Source organism: Blautia sp. OM07-19 (genome assembly GCF_003481595.1).
GTDB lineage: Bacteria > Bacillota > Clostridia > Lachnospirales > Lachnospiraceae > Blautia_A > Blautia_A intestinihominis.
Genome location: NZ_QULA01000018.1, coordinates 15038 through 29818 on the forward strand (window position 1 = coordinate 15038; position 14781 = coordinate 29818).

The 14781-nt window shown below is 39.5% G+C and carries 18 protein-coding genes and 1 pseudogene; all 19 read left to right on the forward strand.

The window, feature by feature from the left end:
* Positions 1-71 precede the first annotated feature (71 nt).
* The 19 genes and pseudogenes from DXC01_RS12435 to DXC01_RS12530 all read left to right on the forward strand — a co-directional run bounded on the left by DXC01_RS12435 (position 72) and on the right by DXC01_RS12530 (position 14777).
* A complete protein-coding gene (locus tag DXC01_RS12435) occupies positions 72-1178 on the forward strand; it encodes a hypothetical protein (protein WP_062807181.1) in 1107 nt (368 codons plus the stop codon).
* A 23-nt stretch (positions 1179-1201) separates the two neighbouring features.
* Positions 1202-1513 (forward strand): hypothetical protein, encoded by a 312-nt coding sequence (locus DXC01_RS12440; RefSeq protein ID WP_062807182.1) that lies wholly within the window; start codon positions 1202-1204, stop codon positions 1511-1513.
* Entirely contained in the window at positions 1506-2270 is a 765-nt protein-coding gene (locus tag DXC01_RS12445) for a hypothetical protein (protein WP_062807183.1), read from the forward strand. Before DXC01_RS12440 ends, DXC01_RS12445 begins: the two co-directional genes overlap by 8 nt.
* A gap of 10 nt (positions 2271-2280) precedes the next feature.
* Complete coding sequence (locus DXC01_RS12450; RefSeq protein WP_062807184.1) at positions 2281-3141, forward strand: hypothetical protein; 861 nt, start codon at positions 2281-2283, stop codon at positions 3139-3141.
* A 15-nt stretch (positions 3142-3156) separates the two neighbouring features.
* A complete protein-coding gene (locus DXC01_RS12455) occupies positions 3157-3819 on the forward strand; it encodes an ABC transporter ATP-binding protein (RefSeq protein WP_025580726.1) in 663 nt (220 codons plus the stop codon).
* Positions 3820-3862: 43 nt separating this feature from the next.
* Positions 3863-4243, forward strand: coding sequence for a hypothetical protein (locus DXC01_RS12460; RefSeq protein WP_141396033.1), 381 nt, complete (start codon positions 3863-3865; stop codon positions 4241-4243).
* Between the two features lie 21 nt (positions 4244-4264).
* Positions 4265-5302, forward strand: a complete 1038-nt coding sequence (locus tag DXC01_RS12465; RefSeq protein WP_062807186.1) for a hypothetical protein — start codon at positions 4265-4267, stop codon at positions 5300-5302.
* 43 nt (positions 5303-5345) lie between these two features.
* The gene (locus DXC01_RS12470; protein ID WP_062807187.1) at positions 5346-5918 is read left to right on the forward strand and encodes an accessory gene regulator B family protein; all 573 of its coding nucleotides are present in this window, start codon (positions 5346-5348) and stop codon (positions 5916-5918) included.
* A gap of 171 nt (positions 5919-6089) precedes the next feature.
* Positions 6090-6542: a sigma factor-like helix-turn-helix DNA-binding protein gene (locus DXC01_RS12475; protein ID WP_062807188.1), complete on the forward strand. Its 453-nt coding sequence runs from the start codon at positions 6090-6092 to the stop codon at positions 6540-6542.
* A complete protein-coding gene (locus DXC01_RS12480; RefSeq protein ID WP_062807189.1) occupies positions 6514-6765 on the forward strand; it encodes a helix-turn-helix domain-containing protein in 252 nt (83 codons plus the stop codon). The genes DXC01_RS12475 and DXC01_RS12480 overlap by 29 nt, the downstream gene beginning before the upstream one ends.
* A 387-nt stretch (positions 6766-7152) precedes the next feature.
* Entirely contained in the window at positions 7153-7344 is a 192-nt protein-coding gene (locus DXC01_RS12485; protein ID WP_015543500.1) for a DUF6462 family protein, read from the forward strand.
* Between the two features lie 108 nt (positions 7345-7452).
* Positions 7453-7617 carry a CopG family transcriptional regulator gene (locus tag DXC01_RS12490; RefSeq protein ID WP_425458625.1) on the forward strand — a complete coding sequence of 55 codons (165 nt, stop codon included), beginning with the start codon at positions 7453-7455 and terminating at the stop codon, positions 7615-7617.
* Positions 7618-7654: 37 nt separating this feature from the next.
* On the forward strand, positions 7655-8893 hold the full coding sequence (locus DXC01_RS12495; RefSeq protein ID WP_062807191.1) for a site-specific integrase: 1239 nt from the start codon (positions 7655-7657) through the stop codon (positions 8891-8893).
* A gap of 164 nt (positions 8894-9057) precedes the next feature.
* Positions 9058-9552: pseudogene (locus DXC01_RS12500) on the forward strand (hypothetical protein); the annotation flags it as partial.
* Between the two features lie 452 nt (positions 9553-10004).
* Positions 10005-10322, forward strand: coding sequence for a (2Fe-2S)-binding protein (locus DXC01_RS12510; RefSeq protein WP_022214636.1), 318 nt, complete (start codon positions 10005-10007; stop codon positions 10320-10322).
* Between the two features lie 27 nt (positions 10323-10349).
* Positions 10350-11930 (forward strand): FAD-dependent oxidoreductase, encoded by a 1581-nt coding sequence (locus tag DXC01_RS12515; RefSeq protein WP_330427668.1) that lies wholly within the window; start codon positions 10350-10352, stop codon positions 11928-11930.
* A gap of 11 nt (positions 11931-11941) precedes the next feature.
* The gene (locus tag DXC01_RS12520) at positions 11942-12274 is read left to right on the forward strand and encodes a (2Fe-2S)-binding protein (RefSeq protein ID WP_022214638.1); all 333 of its coding nucleotides are present in this window, start codon (positions 11942-11944) and stop codon (positions 12272-12274) included.
* Complete coding sequence (locus DXC01_RS12525) at positions 12264-13427, forward strand: NAD(P)/FAD-dependent oxidoreductase (RefSeq protein WP_330417654.1); 1164 nt, start codon at positions 12264-12266, stop codon at positions 13425-13427. Before DXC01_RS12520 ends, DXC01_RS12525 begins: the two co-directional genes overlap by 11 nt.
* 216 nt (positions 13428-13643) lie before the next feature.
* Positions 13644-14777 carry a tyramine oxidase subunit B gene (locus tag DXC01_RS12530; protein WP_022214640.1) on the forward strand — a complete coding sequence of 378 codons (1134 nt, stop codon included), beginning with the start codon at positions 13644-13646 and terminating at the stop codon, positions 14775-14777.
* Positions 14778-14781 lie beyond the last annotated feature (4 nt).

The following is a 14781-nucleotide window of genomic DNA, read 5'->3' on the forward strand; positions in this document are numbered from 1 at the left end:
ATTTGAAATAAGAAATTCAGCTAGGGGGATACACATACTGTATCCCTTAGCTGAGTTTTAGGAGAAAAGATATGATGAAAAAAATAAGAGGGTTTGGCCTGATATTATGTGCATGTTCGGTTTTGGCTGGATGTAACAAGAGTGCTGTAGATGTCAAAGAAAAAGCAGGGGAAGAAATAGTTTCAATGGAAGAAGCAGAATATAGTTTCCCGGAGAAGTATGAAAAAACCTCTGATTCAGGGAAGGTAAAATTTAATTGTGAGTTGGAAGTGCCGGAAAATATAAAAGGACAAGCCATAAGCACAGTTGATGTAAAGGGACTGTATAGATGTGACAGAGAAAAAGCATGGACTATATTCGGTGAAGGAAAAGAAATAATTGAAAAACCAGAAACTCCGGTAGATGAAGGGAGGGCACCAGAAGACTATTATCTATTTGCAAATGATGAAAGTCTTGATATAAATGAAGGAATTACTTACGGAAGCAGTAATTCCAAATATTATTCATATATCGGTGTAACTAATCCAGACAATCGAGCTGTATTTGAAGAAACGGAAGTTTCTTTTAAAAGCGGCGAAGAATGTATTACAGAATTAAAAAAAATAATAGATGAATTGGGATACCATTCAGAAGACCTTATATTTGCCTGTTACCCCTTGAATTTTCAGACAATGAAAAAACTGGAAGAACAATATTTACAGGAAGGTTATTTGGCAGAAGAAAAAAGAAAGGAAAGTTGGAGTCAGGAAGATGACGCATATTTTATTTACGGGTATCAAAAATATGAAGATATTCCCATTTTTCATGAAATGATGAGTATTGCCAGAGTTATGGCATATGATACTCCGGATAATGCCCCGATTCAGGCAATATATTCTACCCGGGGAATAGAAAAGCTGGACATCAGCGGCGTTTATGAATTTGAAAAGGGAAAACAACAAGTTACGCTGAAGCCTTTCGAGGATATTGCTGCTGTGGTTGAGGAAAAATTTGAGAACATTTTGAATGATGCTGATTATGAAGTAACAAGAGCAAAATTCTATGAGAGGGTATATCTGGATGAGAAACAAAAATATAAGGCAGATCCTATCTGGTATTTTGAAGTAGTCGAAAATAATATAAGTAAATCTGTAACCTTAATTAATGCGGAAACAGGAAAGGAAATATTCTTGCAATAAAAGATTAGCGAAAGGGATGTTTTATGAATAAATCCACAATTCCTTATTCGATTGTAGAAGAACGAAGAAGGCTTAATAAATGTATAGAAAATGCTCCGAATGAATGTGAGAGAGAAATATATAGAAAAATCAGAGATATGAAGATACCTTATGACAAATTGGATACAATTCTAGAAACAAGCAAAGAGCTGATTAAAGAAAAGGAGAAACAAAGAAAAATAAAAAAAAGGATGTTATTCCTGATAGATGTAAGTGGTTTTGCTGCAGGTATTTGTATATTTATTTTTTTCTGTAGCAAAAGAGCCGTTTACAAAAGGAGAGAAGCGGATGAATAGAGCACATTATTTAAAAACGGATATCCGTCGTCTGATAAAAAATTATCCAATATATTTAGGCATTGTGGGTGTTGCAATATCCATGTGGTTTTCACTTGAAGATTCTGCATTTACTGAGGGAATGGTAAATGGAAATGCGTTGGATACATACGATTTGGCTGTTGGTATGTCCGGAATCATGATTGCCTATGTTTTTTGTGCATTTTCTTATGCAACTGTGTTTTGTGAGGATTTGGAGTATAAATATGCCAGATATAGCATCAACAGAGGAAATACATGGAAATATGTGGTATCCAAGGCAGTGGTTGTTTATGGATCGTCTGTGATCACTATGGTTTTGGGAAGCCTTCTGTTTGTTGCGTCTATAAGGTTAAAGATACCTTGGACTTCAGAGGGATTACAGGATATTTTTATGGAAGGAATGTACGGTTCACTGATTGCCGGAGAACACTACTGGTCTTATGTTTTTTTATGTGCATTGCAAATGGGAATGCTGGCAGGGACCTTGTCATTGGCGGCTTCATTTCTGTCTATGTTTGTTTCTAATAAAATGCTGATATTGATCACACCTATTTTAATACAGCAGATATTATTGGAATATCGTGGAAAGGGCTGGTTCAGTGTAATGCTGATATATCCGACCTTGAATCGGTTTTCGACGGATATACAGTACTTTCTTACAGTCTTTGGCTGTAGCTTGTGTTTTTCGGCACTGCTTACCTGGGGAATCTACAAAAAAATAAAAAGCAGATTATAGAGGTGGGAGTATGAAGTTATTACAGTATACCTGGAAAAATTCCATGATGAAAATCGCCAATAGCAAAATGGCAGTTTTTGTAATATTGATGATTGTAGTCAGCCGGTCATATGTAGGGGCTATCCGACAGTTTTCAGTTGCAGTGGACTACCCGTCCTCTTGGTGCGTATTTCCATTTGCGATGTGTAGTTTTTCTTATCTGATTATGTTTTGGTTTGGAGTAATTTATGCGAACTCGGATGTGCCTTTTATGCAGCATGTGAATATGTATCATGCAATCCGTGTAGGAAGAAAGTGTTGGGCATTAGGGCAAATAGGAGGGATTTTTATCCGTTCCATTGTTCTTACTGTTGTGGCAGTCATCTGCACAATACTTCCTCTTTTACCGGACATTGAATGGAGCAATGAATGGGGAAAGCTGCTGAGAACGGCAGCAACGACAAGGGCTCTTACGCAGTTTGATAGTTCTGTGTTTATTTATTACGAGATTTTCTCTGAATTTTCGCCATTACAGCTTATAGGGCTGGAGATTCTTCTTTGTGCCTGTATCTGTACATTTATTGGGGTTCTGATGTTCCTGCTAAGTTTGTTTTTGAATAAGATTGCTGCAGTTGCAGGTGGTCTTGCCCTGGCAATCGCTCTATTTCCCGTGCTGAATATACATCCCATGATACGTCATAAACTGGCCTTTTTTATCCCGACGATATGGGCTGAACTGGCAAGGATTGCAACCCCGGATTATGGTTACTATTGGCTGCCATCTATACCTTATATGTTTGGATTTTTAATAGCAGGGATTTTGTGTATGACGGTCATTATTTTAATAAAGGTAAAAAAAATAGAATTTAACTGGGAAAATGAGGATATATAGCGAGGAGTGAAATATATGGACAGGCAGGATTACGTAATTGAAGTATCTCATGTAAGTAAAAGCTTCAAAGATAACAAAGTTTTAAAGGATGTTTCACTTTTATGTGAAAGTGGCAAAATTTATGGTCTTGTAGGGCACAACGGTTCTGGAAAGACTGTTTTGTTTAAGTCTATTTGCGGTTTTCTTTCCTGTGATGAGGGAACGATAACTGTCAATGGTAAAGTGATGGGGAAAGATAAGGATATGCTGACCGATGCGGGGATCATTATTGAGGATCCGGGTTTTTTGCGGACCTGGAGTGGCTATCATAATTTGGAATTTCTTTATACTTTGCGAAACAAAAAGAATAAAGATTATCTCTGCTCTGTTCTGAGAAAGGTTGGTTTGGATCCTGCATTGAAGCGACCGGTTGGAAAGTATTCACTGGGTATGCGTCAGAGACTTGCTCTTGCACAGGCCATCATGGAAGATCCGGGAATTTTGATTCTGGATGAACCTATGAATGGTCTGGACAAAAACGGGGTAAGAGAAATCCGGGAACTTCTGTTAAAAATGAAAGAAGAAAATAAACTGATTATTCTGGCCAGTCATAATCGGGAGGATATAGAGGTTCTTTGCGATGAGGTATATGAGATGGAGGGAGGTGTGATCAGTAAAGTAAAAGATGAAACAAATTAAAAGTTAAAGATGGCAGCAAAAATGCAGAGAAAAGGAGAAGATTATGATGAAGATGAACAGAAAAAAATGGTTATGTGGAGTAGCTGCATGTTTATGTTTGACAGGAAGCACTGTTCCGGTATTTGCAGATACAGTTACATTTAACATTACTATACCGGGTGATATTATTTCTAAAAGATCGGTGAAAGCTGATGATGAGCAGAAGTTTTATGTGACAGGTACTAAGTTCAGTGGTTCAGGAAAATTATATTGTAAATCCAGTAGACTGCATGCGACAACAACATCTAATACTGCAACGATTTCAAAAAATACTCCAAGTGCAAGTGCTTCCTATACGAGCTACGCGCTGCCCAGATACGAATATTTTATGCATTGTACAGCAAGTGTAGGCAGTTTACATGTAGAAGGACGTTATACACCGTGATTTGTAAGTGAGAGCAGAAAAATGAGAAAAGACATAATGATTTCAGGTATATGTGCGTTATCGCTTATTATGCTGACTCAAAATGCGTATGCGCAGACGTATGAAAAGGAATCCGAATCCGGTAAAGTTAGGTTTCAGTGTGAGTTAGAAGTTTCGGAGAATTGGAACGGAAAAGAGATTCCCAAATTTATTTTGGAAAGTGTGCATTTTGTGGATAGTGAAAAGGCATATGCAAATTTTGTAGAAGGAAAAGAAATTCTTGAGCATTATAATACTCCTGCCAGTGATCTATATCCGGAAGAAAACTATTATGTTTTAGCGGATGGTACAAATGTAGGGATTGGAATGGAGTTTGGAGTATCAACGGAAAAATCGGCTTATTATGCTCAAATAGGGGTGACTAATACGGAGAATATGGAGAAGTTTACTTCTGCGACAGAATCTATTGTAAACGATCAGGATGCTGTACAAAAAGTAAAAGAAACTCTTGAAAATGCCGGATATGCAGTAGAAAATTTAGTTTTTCAGACTTCTTCTTTGAGCGCGGATATACTTCGGGAAATTGAAAACCAATATGTTGCTGAAGGATTGCTGGAAGAGAGTAAACGAAAGCCTGAGTGGACAAACGAGGATGATGTATGTATCGTATATGCAAGGCAGACAGTAAGTGGGATTCCTGTGTATCCTGAATTATCGGTTATGGCACAGGCGCTTGCATATGATACGCCAGAGTCCAGTCCAGTGGTTGCTGTTTGTTCTACACGGGGGATAGAAAGCCTGCGTGTGTATGGTCTTTATAATTTCCAGGAAGATGGGGAAAATGTATCGTTAAAAGGGTTTGACGAAATAGCAGCAACGGTAGAAACAAAGTATGAAAACTTATTAGATGAAGCTACTTATACAGTGACTCGGGCAAAATTTTATGAGCGTGCATACATAAATGAAGATCAGCAATATACGGCAGAACCAATCTGGTATTTGGAAGTAAATGATAATAATTCTCAAAAATATGTCATGCTGGTTAATGCTGAAACAGGTAAAGAGATATATTTAATGTAGGATTAATATGATTAAAGAGAGAGATTCTGTAGGAGAAAATTGAATGATAGGTGAGTGGAGCAGGAAAATATCAAACCAAATATGTGAAAATCAGAACGAAAAGGAAATTATTCAATATGGTTTAAATCAGCTTTTTTGGATACTATTAAATTTTTTTGCAATTGCAATATCAGGTGTTTTGTGGCACGAATTTTGTTTTAGTATCTTGGTATTTTTGGAAATATATTTTTTGCGCCCGTATGCGGGCGGTTATCATGCTGATACAGAAATAAAATGCTGTATGATTTCTGTAGGAATTGTGAATATTGCAATGCTAGTAAGAAAAATCAACGTGATTTCGTTGGATTGTATGTTTGTTATTTATTTATGCTTCATTTGTGTAATTGTTCTGTTTTCTCCTGTAGATAATCCGATACATCCATTGTCAAAAGCCGATAGTAGGTTCTATGCAAAAAGATCGAGGCAATTAATTTTTTGGTACAGCTTCTTGCTTGTAATAAGTATAGCTCTGCGAATTATGGTTTTAAGAGATTCAATTATATACACAGTTTTGATAGTGGGAATATCTGCATTGGCAGGAAAATGGAAGTACAGGAAGCGAGTATTCGTTTTGTGAAAAATATAAATTAAAAACGTCCAGTAGGTTTGACCTATGAGGACGTTTTTTTATGTCATTTTTAAGAAATTTTCTTTCAGATCCGAACAAAACGCATTGTTCAAACGGGATAAGGGTGAAAGGGAAAAAGACCTTTGCTCATATCTCATGGTCGGGGAGGAGGTGAACTCTATGGAGCAATCTTCTTCCTATGATGAGAAAACGGTAATGCACCAGTTTGATCGAAAATGCAAACTGGCATTAAAGGGCGAAATAGTGGATTATGAAAGACATTTAGCCTATCTTAGAAAACATGAAACTTTGTTTTCAGAATTATCCGAACAAGAGATGGAGAGCCTTTCTATATTTGATGAATATGAATTGGAAAAAAGCTATTTTCGGGCAGGCGGTTATGATGTGGAGGTAAAAAATGCTCTATTGGCAGAAGCATTAACTGCGCTGACAGAGAGAAAAAGGGACATTATTCTTTTGTCATACTTTATGGAAATGAATGATGCGGATATAGCAAGAAAACTGAATCTTGTCAGAAGTACGGTACATGAGCATCGTACACGATCGCTTGAAATACTAAAGATTATGCTGGAGGAAAATGCAGATGAAAACGGAAGAAAAAAGTGTAAATAATAAAAAATTGATACCGTTTTGGGTAATCGAAAGAGCATTGGAGGGTGACATTCAGGCGATAAATAAAGTTCTGAAACATTATGAGGGATATATTGCAAAATTATCGGTCAGAAAAATGTATGATGAGTATGGCTGCGTTCATTATTGTGTAGATGAAACACTTCGCAGACGTCTGGAAACAAAATTGATAAAAACAATTATTGGATTTAAAATAGTTCGCTAAAAAACATTTAAGAGCATCCATTTCTGCTGGAAAAGTTATTTAGCGTTGTTTGTACCTTGAAAATTTAATATTTATCCTGCAGGACGTATGAAACAGAGGAGCTGTGCAGCAAATACGCCAAGACTGTCTGCATTATAACTTTGCGACATCATGACGCAAAACGGAAATGTTGTAAACGAAGAAATATCAAAATGATATTGAAGTAAAGGCATGAGCGATAAATATTTGACTGTGATCAGGAAGTGGGACTTTTGTGGCGAAGATACTGTTTCTGATAATGATACTTCCGGGAAAGCTGCCCGGTCTGAGAAGATGGTGAAATACCAATGAGGCTGTTACCCGACAGCTACCTGTGGGATTGCTATAAATTGGAAAAGGAGCGAAAGAATGCAAAGACATATTATAAATAGGAAAAGATTTGTTCGTTATAAAGAAGGTGCAGAAATGTACAGCATGTGTCAAAGTAAGTTTGAAAAAATGGCAAAGGAAGCAAATGCTGTCTACAAACTGGATAAATTGGTACTTGTGAACTGTGATATTTTTGAGGCATATCTGGAAACGTTTCGAACTGGTATTTAGTGATAAATAATATTGCGAGAGTTTTTGTGCTACGAAAAGTATTGACTTTTTGCACGACAAAAAGTATAATGTAATCAAGCTATGAAGGAGGTGCATACGGTGGCAAAAATGGGGAGACCGAGAGCAGAATCCCCGAAAAAGAAAAACGTAAGTTTCCGATTAACGGAGAAAGAATATCAGAAATTGTCAGAGTATGCAGCGAAGCATGAGCTGACTACAACACAAGCGATACAAAAAGGTATTGATCTTTTATATCAGATGCCAGAAAAGTAACACAAGGACTCCTTGCTACAATTAGGAAGGAGTTATAGTGGCAAAAGCAAGAAAAGATAATAGAGGCAGAGCCTTACGCAAAGGTGAGAGTCAACGCCAGTCCGACCTGATGTACATATACACTTATACAGATCCATTTGGAAAAAGAAGATATATATATTCCAAGGATTTAGTTAAGTTAAGGGAAAAAGAGCAGAAATTGTTGAAAGATCAGTTAGATGGTCTTGATATGTATGCAGCAGGAAATGCCAGCCTTAATTTTGTATTTGATAGATATATTTCTACGAAAACAGAGTTGAGGCGAACAACCTATACCAATTATATGTACATGTATGATCATTACGTCAGAGATAGTTTTGGGAAGAAGAAAATCGGAGAAATCAAATATTCAGATGTACTGTACTTTTATTACCATTTAATAAATGAAAGAAAATTACAGGTTAATACGCTGGAAACGATTCATACGGTGCTTCATCCAACATTTCAGTTAGCAGTGAGAGATGATATTATCAGAAACAATCCATCTCATGGTGTAATGGCAGAAATAAAAAAGAAACCAGGGAGGAATCATGGAGTGAGACATGCATTGACGGTTGAACAGCAGAGAGCATTTATGAACTATACAGCGAATAGTCCGGTATTTAATCATTGGGCACCATTATTTACCGTTCTTTTAGGTACTGGATGCCGTATAGGTGAAATTATTGGGATTCGATGGGAAGATATTGATTTAGAGAAACGACTGATCAATATCAATCATAGTGTTACATATTATCCACGCAGAGCAGAAACAACCCGATGTGAATTTGCTGTTTCATTACCTAAAACAGAGGCAGGTATTCGTACAGTTCCGATGATGGAGCCTGTATATAATGCTTTTATGGAAGAGTACGAATATCAGAAAGAGAATGGATTCAGTACTGTTACATTGGATGGTATGGAGGGATTTATATTTACAAATCGGTTCGGTAATCTTCATAATCCGCAGGCAATTAACCGGACAATCAAACGTATCCGGGAAAACTATAATGCAGAAGAAATTCTGAAAGCAAAAAAGGAAAAAAGAGATCCGATTATTATCCCACATTTTTCCTGCCATCATTTGAGACATACTTTTTGTACGAGATTCTGCGAAAATGAAACTAATATTAAGGTGATACAGGCAGTTATGGGACATGCAAATATTGAGACAACGATGGATATATATGCCGAAGTCACTGATATGAAAAAAACAGAAGCAATAGAAAAATTATCACATAATTTGAACATATTCTAGGAAAGAGCCCTTGTGGGTTCAACTCTATGAGGTGCAACAGAATTATGTGGTGTGCAACAGAAATACAACAAATACATACTGAATAATACGTTATAATAAGTTGCAGACTTTTTGAAAATAATGTATAATACTCGACAATACGGGATAGTGTGGTAAGCGAATCAGTTTTCCCGACAATGAAGAGCCTTGACTCCGACAAGAATGCATCCAAAGCAGGCGATACTGCAGAGGTAGCAGCGGACGACAGCAACGGATTCTTCACACCAAACGAGAAGATCAACTTCTCCAATGTAAAGGTTGAGCCACTGTTTGAAGAAGATGTTGATTTCGACACATTCAGCAAATCTGACTTCCGTGCAGTGAAGGTTAAAGAGTGTGTTGCAGTTCCGAAGAGCAAAAAGCTCCTTCAGTTCACACTGGACGACGGAACCGGCACAGACCGTACGATCCTTTCAGGAATCCATGCATACTATGAACCGGAAGAACTGGTAGGCAAGACCCTGATCGCGATCACAAATCTGCCGCCACGTAAAATGATGGGAATCGAATCCTGCGGTATGCTGCTCTCAGCAGTAAACAACCTTAAGGATTCAGAGGATGAAGAACTTCATCTGATCATGGTTGATAACCATATCCCGGCTGGTGCGAAGCTGTACTAAGATAAAAGAATATATAGAGGGGCTGGATTGAATTCCAGCCCCTCAGATTCTAGACAAAGCCCATGGCAAATGCTGTGGGCTTGTTTTTTTACTTAAATTGTTCACTCAATATGTTCAAGGGTCGGTGAATTTCTCGTTTAAAGGAAACTGAAAATGGATTGTGGGCAGAATATATAGCTGACAGATATTATGAGGAAGCTGAAGGCAATCTGGCTGCAGTGGAAGGGAATGGTTGATATGTACAAGATAATGCAGACATTGTTAATGGAGGAAATGAAAGATTATGTTGCTCATCCGGAAACCTAGAAATCACTCCTATCCCACATGTATCGTTTTTTACAATACGAATCCCCAACTAAATGATAAAGTCTAATCAGTAAATGAACTGAGACAGACAAAGGCGTCAACGATAAGATCGTTGACGCCTTCTTTATTTATAGGAGGATGAGACTATGGATAGAATTGAAAATCACCCAATACTTGGAGAGACACCGAAGAGGAAAAAAGTTACATTCAGCTATGATGGAAAATTACTGGAAGGATATGAGGGAGAGCCGATCGCTACAGCGTTGAAGGCGGCGGGGGTTATGGCGCATCGATATACGGCGAAGACACATGAACCGCGAGGTGTGTTCTGTGCGATAGGAAGATGTACGGACTGTGTAATGATCGTAGATGGCAAGCCAAACATCAGAACATGTATCACACCGCTTGAAGCAGGAATGGTTGTGCAGACACAGTATGGAGTTTCAGCAACACCGCAGGAGTAAAAAATAAACGGATGGGAGATTGGAATTATGAAGATAGAACGATACGACATGATAGTAATTGGTGCTGGTCCAGCTGGTTTATCTGCAGCGATCGAAGCTGCCAAAAAAGGTTTGAAACCGATTGTATTTGATGAAAACGCAAAACCGGGCGGACAGCTTTTTAAACAGATCCACAAGTTCTTCGGTTCAAAAGAACATAAGGCAAAAGTAAGAGGCTTCAAGATCGGACAGGAACTTCTCGCAGAGGCTGAGGAATACGGAGTAGAAGTAGTTTTAAATGCGACAGTAGTTGGGTTATATCCGGAGAAAGAAGTAACCGTTAAGGTTGGAGATAAAGTAAAACATTACAAAGGCGATGCAGTCCTCGTTGCAACAGGAGCAAGCGAAAATATGGTAAACTTCGAAGGCTGGACAAAACCTGGTGTTATCGGAGCCGGAGCCGCACAGACAATGATGAACCTTCACCATATCAAACCTGGAAACAGGATTCTGATGCTTGGCTCAGGAAACGTCGGACTTGTTGTAAGCTATCAGCTCATGCAGGCAGGATGCGAGGTCGTTGCACTTGCGGATGCCGCACCGAGAGTCGGCGGATATGGTGTTCATGCCGCAAAAGTAGCAAGATGCGGAGTTCCATTCTATCTTTCCCATACGATCGTAAGAGTGGAGGGAGATGACTACGTAACAGGCGCTGTGATCGGACAGGTTGGTCCGGACTGGAAGATCATTCCTGGAACAGAAAAACATTTCGACGTGGATACAGTTTGTCTGGCAGTTGGTTTATCACCAATGTCACAGCTTCTGAAACAGGCTGAGGTCAAGATGAATGATACAAAAGGCGGACACGTTCCGGTATGTGACAAATACGGAGCTACAAGTGTTCCGGGAATCTACGCGGCAGGTGATGTTTCTGGAATTGAGGAAGCAAGTTCCGCTATGATTGAGGGAAGAATGTCCGGTGCATCCATTGCATGTTATCTTGGATACATGACAGAGGAAGAAAGAGATGCAAGGATTGATGAACTGGAAGGTCAGCTCGATACTCTGCGTCAGGGAATGTTTGCACCAAAGAACAGAGGAAAACTCGTTGAAAAAACAGAGGAAGGCATCGACGTTTCCATGAACCTTCTGAATAAAGGATATGTGGCAGATGATGAGATCGAGAGATTTCCAGGCGTGACACATCAGAAAGGAATTCATCCGGTCATCGAGTGTACGCAGAATATTCCATGCAACCCATGTCAGGATGCCTGCAAAAAAGGCTGCATCAGGATCGGAAAAAATATCACATCTCTTCCGGCAATCGATCCGGACAAAAAATGCATCGGCTGTGGAATGTGCGTAGCTTCCTGCTCCGGTCAGTCTATTTTCCTTGTGGAAGAAGATGTAGAAGAAGGATATGGAGAAGTCACAATGCCATATGAATTCCTTCCACTTCCGGAAGTCGGAGACAAAGGCGTGGCACTTGGAAGAAATGGAAAATATGTATGCGAGGCAGAGGTAACAAAAATAAGAACAGCACCAGCATTTGATCATACGTATCTGCTTACGATCAAAGTTCCAAATGATATGGTAATGAAAGCAAGATTCTATAAAAAAGAAGCTTAGGAGGTTAGATCATGGTTGATATTCAGGCAAAATTAAAAGAAATAGGACCTTTTGTGGAAGGACCGGATGATAATCTCCTGGTCTGCAGATGCGAAGAAGTCACAAAAGGACAGATCCGAAAAGCAGTACACGAAGGTATTTTTACATTGGAAGAGATGCGCAGATATCTCCGTTCCGGAATGGGATTATGTCAGGGACAGACCTGCGGAAAATTAGTAAAAGGAATCATTGCAAGTGAGTTAAAAGTATCTCCGGCGGAAGTCGTTCCGGCAAGTTCGCGGGCTCCAATGAGACCAATCGAGATGTGCATACTTGCAGAAGACGGAGGTGACGATGATGAGTAATGTAGCAGATGTTGTAATTATCGGTGGTGGAGTAAATGGATGTGCAGCAGCATATTACCTTGCAAAAAGCGGCATAAAGTCAGTCATTGTATTAGAGGCAACAAACAGTATCGGACATGGCGGTTCATCAAGAAATGGCGGTGGTGTCCGTCAGTCAGGAAGAGATGTAAGAGAACTTCCATATGCGATGTATGGAATCCAGAATCTGTGGCCGACATTGTCAGAAGAACTCGGAGTAGATACAGAGTATACCCAGAAAGGAAATCTCAGAATGGGAAAAACTCCGGAGCATATGAAAAAACTGGAAGCTCTTGCAAACTCCGCAAAATCTGTAGGTCTTGATGTAAGAATGGTCGATCAGAAAGAAGTAAAAGAAATCTGCCCATATCTTTCTGACGATGTGATCGGTGCAAGCTGGTGTCCGACAGACGGACATGCAAACCCGCTTACAACCACTCTCGGATACTATAAAAGAGCACTTGAACTGGGCGTAAAATTCTACACAGAAGCACCTGTAAAAAGCCTGCAGAAGATAAAAGGAAAAGTAAGAAAAGTAATCCTGAACGATGGAACTGTATTTGAAGGTGAGACGATCATCCTTGTTGCGGGATATGAAAGCAGGGCGATCGCAAGAACAGTCGGAGTCGATGTTCCAATGACACGACTGATCGACGAATGTCTTGTAACAGAAATGCAGCCACATATGATCGATGTAATGTTTGGATGCGCGTCGGCAGATTTTTACGGACATCAGACAAAACATGGATCCTTTGTGTTTGGTTCAGACTCAGGCTGGGAGACAGTCGACGAGATGGTAGATCCGTCTACAAATATCGCAGACCCATCCAGAATGATCACAAACTCAATGACACTTTCAGCAAGCTGTCGAGCGATCCAGGGTTACATTCCGGCACTGCGTGATGCCAAGATCGTAAGAAGCTGGTGCGGATGGCTGGATGAAGCTTTCGATGGAGTACCATTTTTGAGCCCTGTAGAGGAGGCACCTGGACTGATTCTTGCATGTGGATTTACAGGACATGGATTCGGAACTGCACCTGCAGTCGGACTCATGTTAAGCCAGATGGTAAGAGGCGAAAAAACAGTCGTAGATATCAGCGCACTTCGCTATGACAGATTTAAGCCTTGCAGATAAAGATGCTGTATCGTTTTTTACAATACAATCAACAGGATTAAGGTATACAATCATAAAAAAATAATTGAGAAACTTTTTTAGTAATATGGACTACGAAAATAAAATATGTTACTATATGTGCGTGACAAGGGCGTCAACAGTGAATCTGTTGGCGCCTTTTTTCATTGGTGATGATTCTCCGACATGCATATGTAGACATAGAATGGAGGAGAAAAAATGAGTGCAAAGATTGATTTTTTATATTTAAGTGAGCCGGATATGATCAAAGCCGGTGTCAAGGACATGGGAAAATGTGTGGAAGTCATGGAAGACATGATGGTCACACTCAAAAAAGGTGACTACGTAATGGGTGGTGAAAACCACAACTCACACGGATGTATGGTTACTTTCCCGGACAATCCGGAATTCGAAGGAATGCCGAAAAATGGTGAAGACAGACGTTTCATGGCAATGCCGGCATATCTGGGAGGCAATTTCCAGATGGCAGGTATGAAATGGTATGGTTCAAACACCGAAAACAAGAAAAAAGGTCTTCCACGTTCCATCCTTATGATGATGCTCAACGACAAAGATACAGGAGAACCGCTTGCACTGATGTCGGCGAACCTTCTGAGTGCATACAGAACAGGTGCGATTCCAGGAGTCGGAGCTAAATATCTTGCAAGAAAAGATTCCAAAGTTGTAACGATCGTAGGACCGGGCGTCATGGGAAAAACATCACTGGCAGCATTCATAAGTGTCTGCCCGAAGATCGACACTGTAAAGATCAAAGGCCGTGGTCAAAGATCCATTGATTCCTTTGTTGAATATGTGAAGAAAGAGTTTCCACAGATCAAAACGATCACAGTCTGTGAGACAATGGAAGAAGCCATCAGGGACAGCGATATCATCAGCACAACTACCTGTGTTGGAGATAAAGAGATCTTATTCCCGTATATTGATGAAAAATGGATCAAGGAAGGTGCTCTTGTATGTATGCCGTCAGCAGCCAGATTTGATGAGAGTTTTTACCTTGATAAAAATACGAAGCTGGTTGTAGATAACTATAAACTGTACGAAGCATGGGCTGAAGAGTATCCATATCCAAGCTATGACCCGGTACAGATCGTAGGATGTAAGTTCATGGATCTTCTGCATGATAAAAAAATCACCAGAGATGAAATAATAGATGTTGCGGATGTTATAACTGGAAAGCTTGCAGGAAGAGAAAATGACAAACAGAGGATCATCTATTCCGTTGGAGGCATGCCTGTAGAAGACATTGCCTGGGGTGAAACTGTCTACAAGAGAGCACTGGAACTTGGAATAGGCGTAAAACTTCATCTGTGGGACGAACCTGAACTTCACTAGTTAT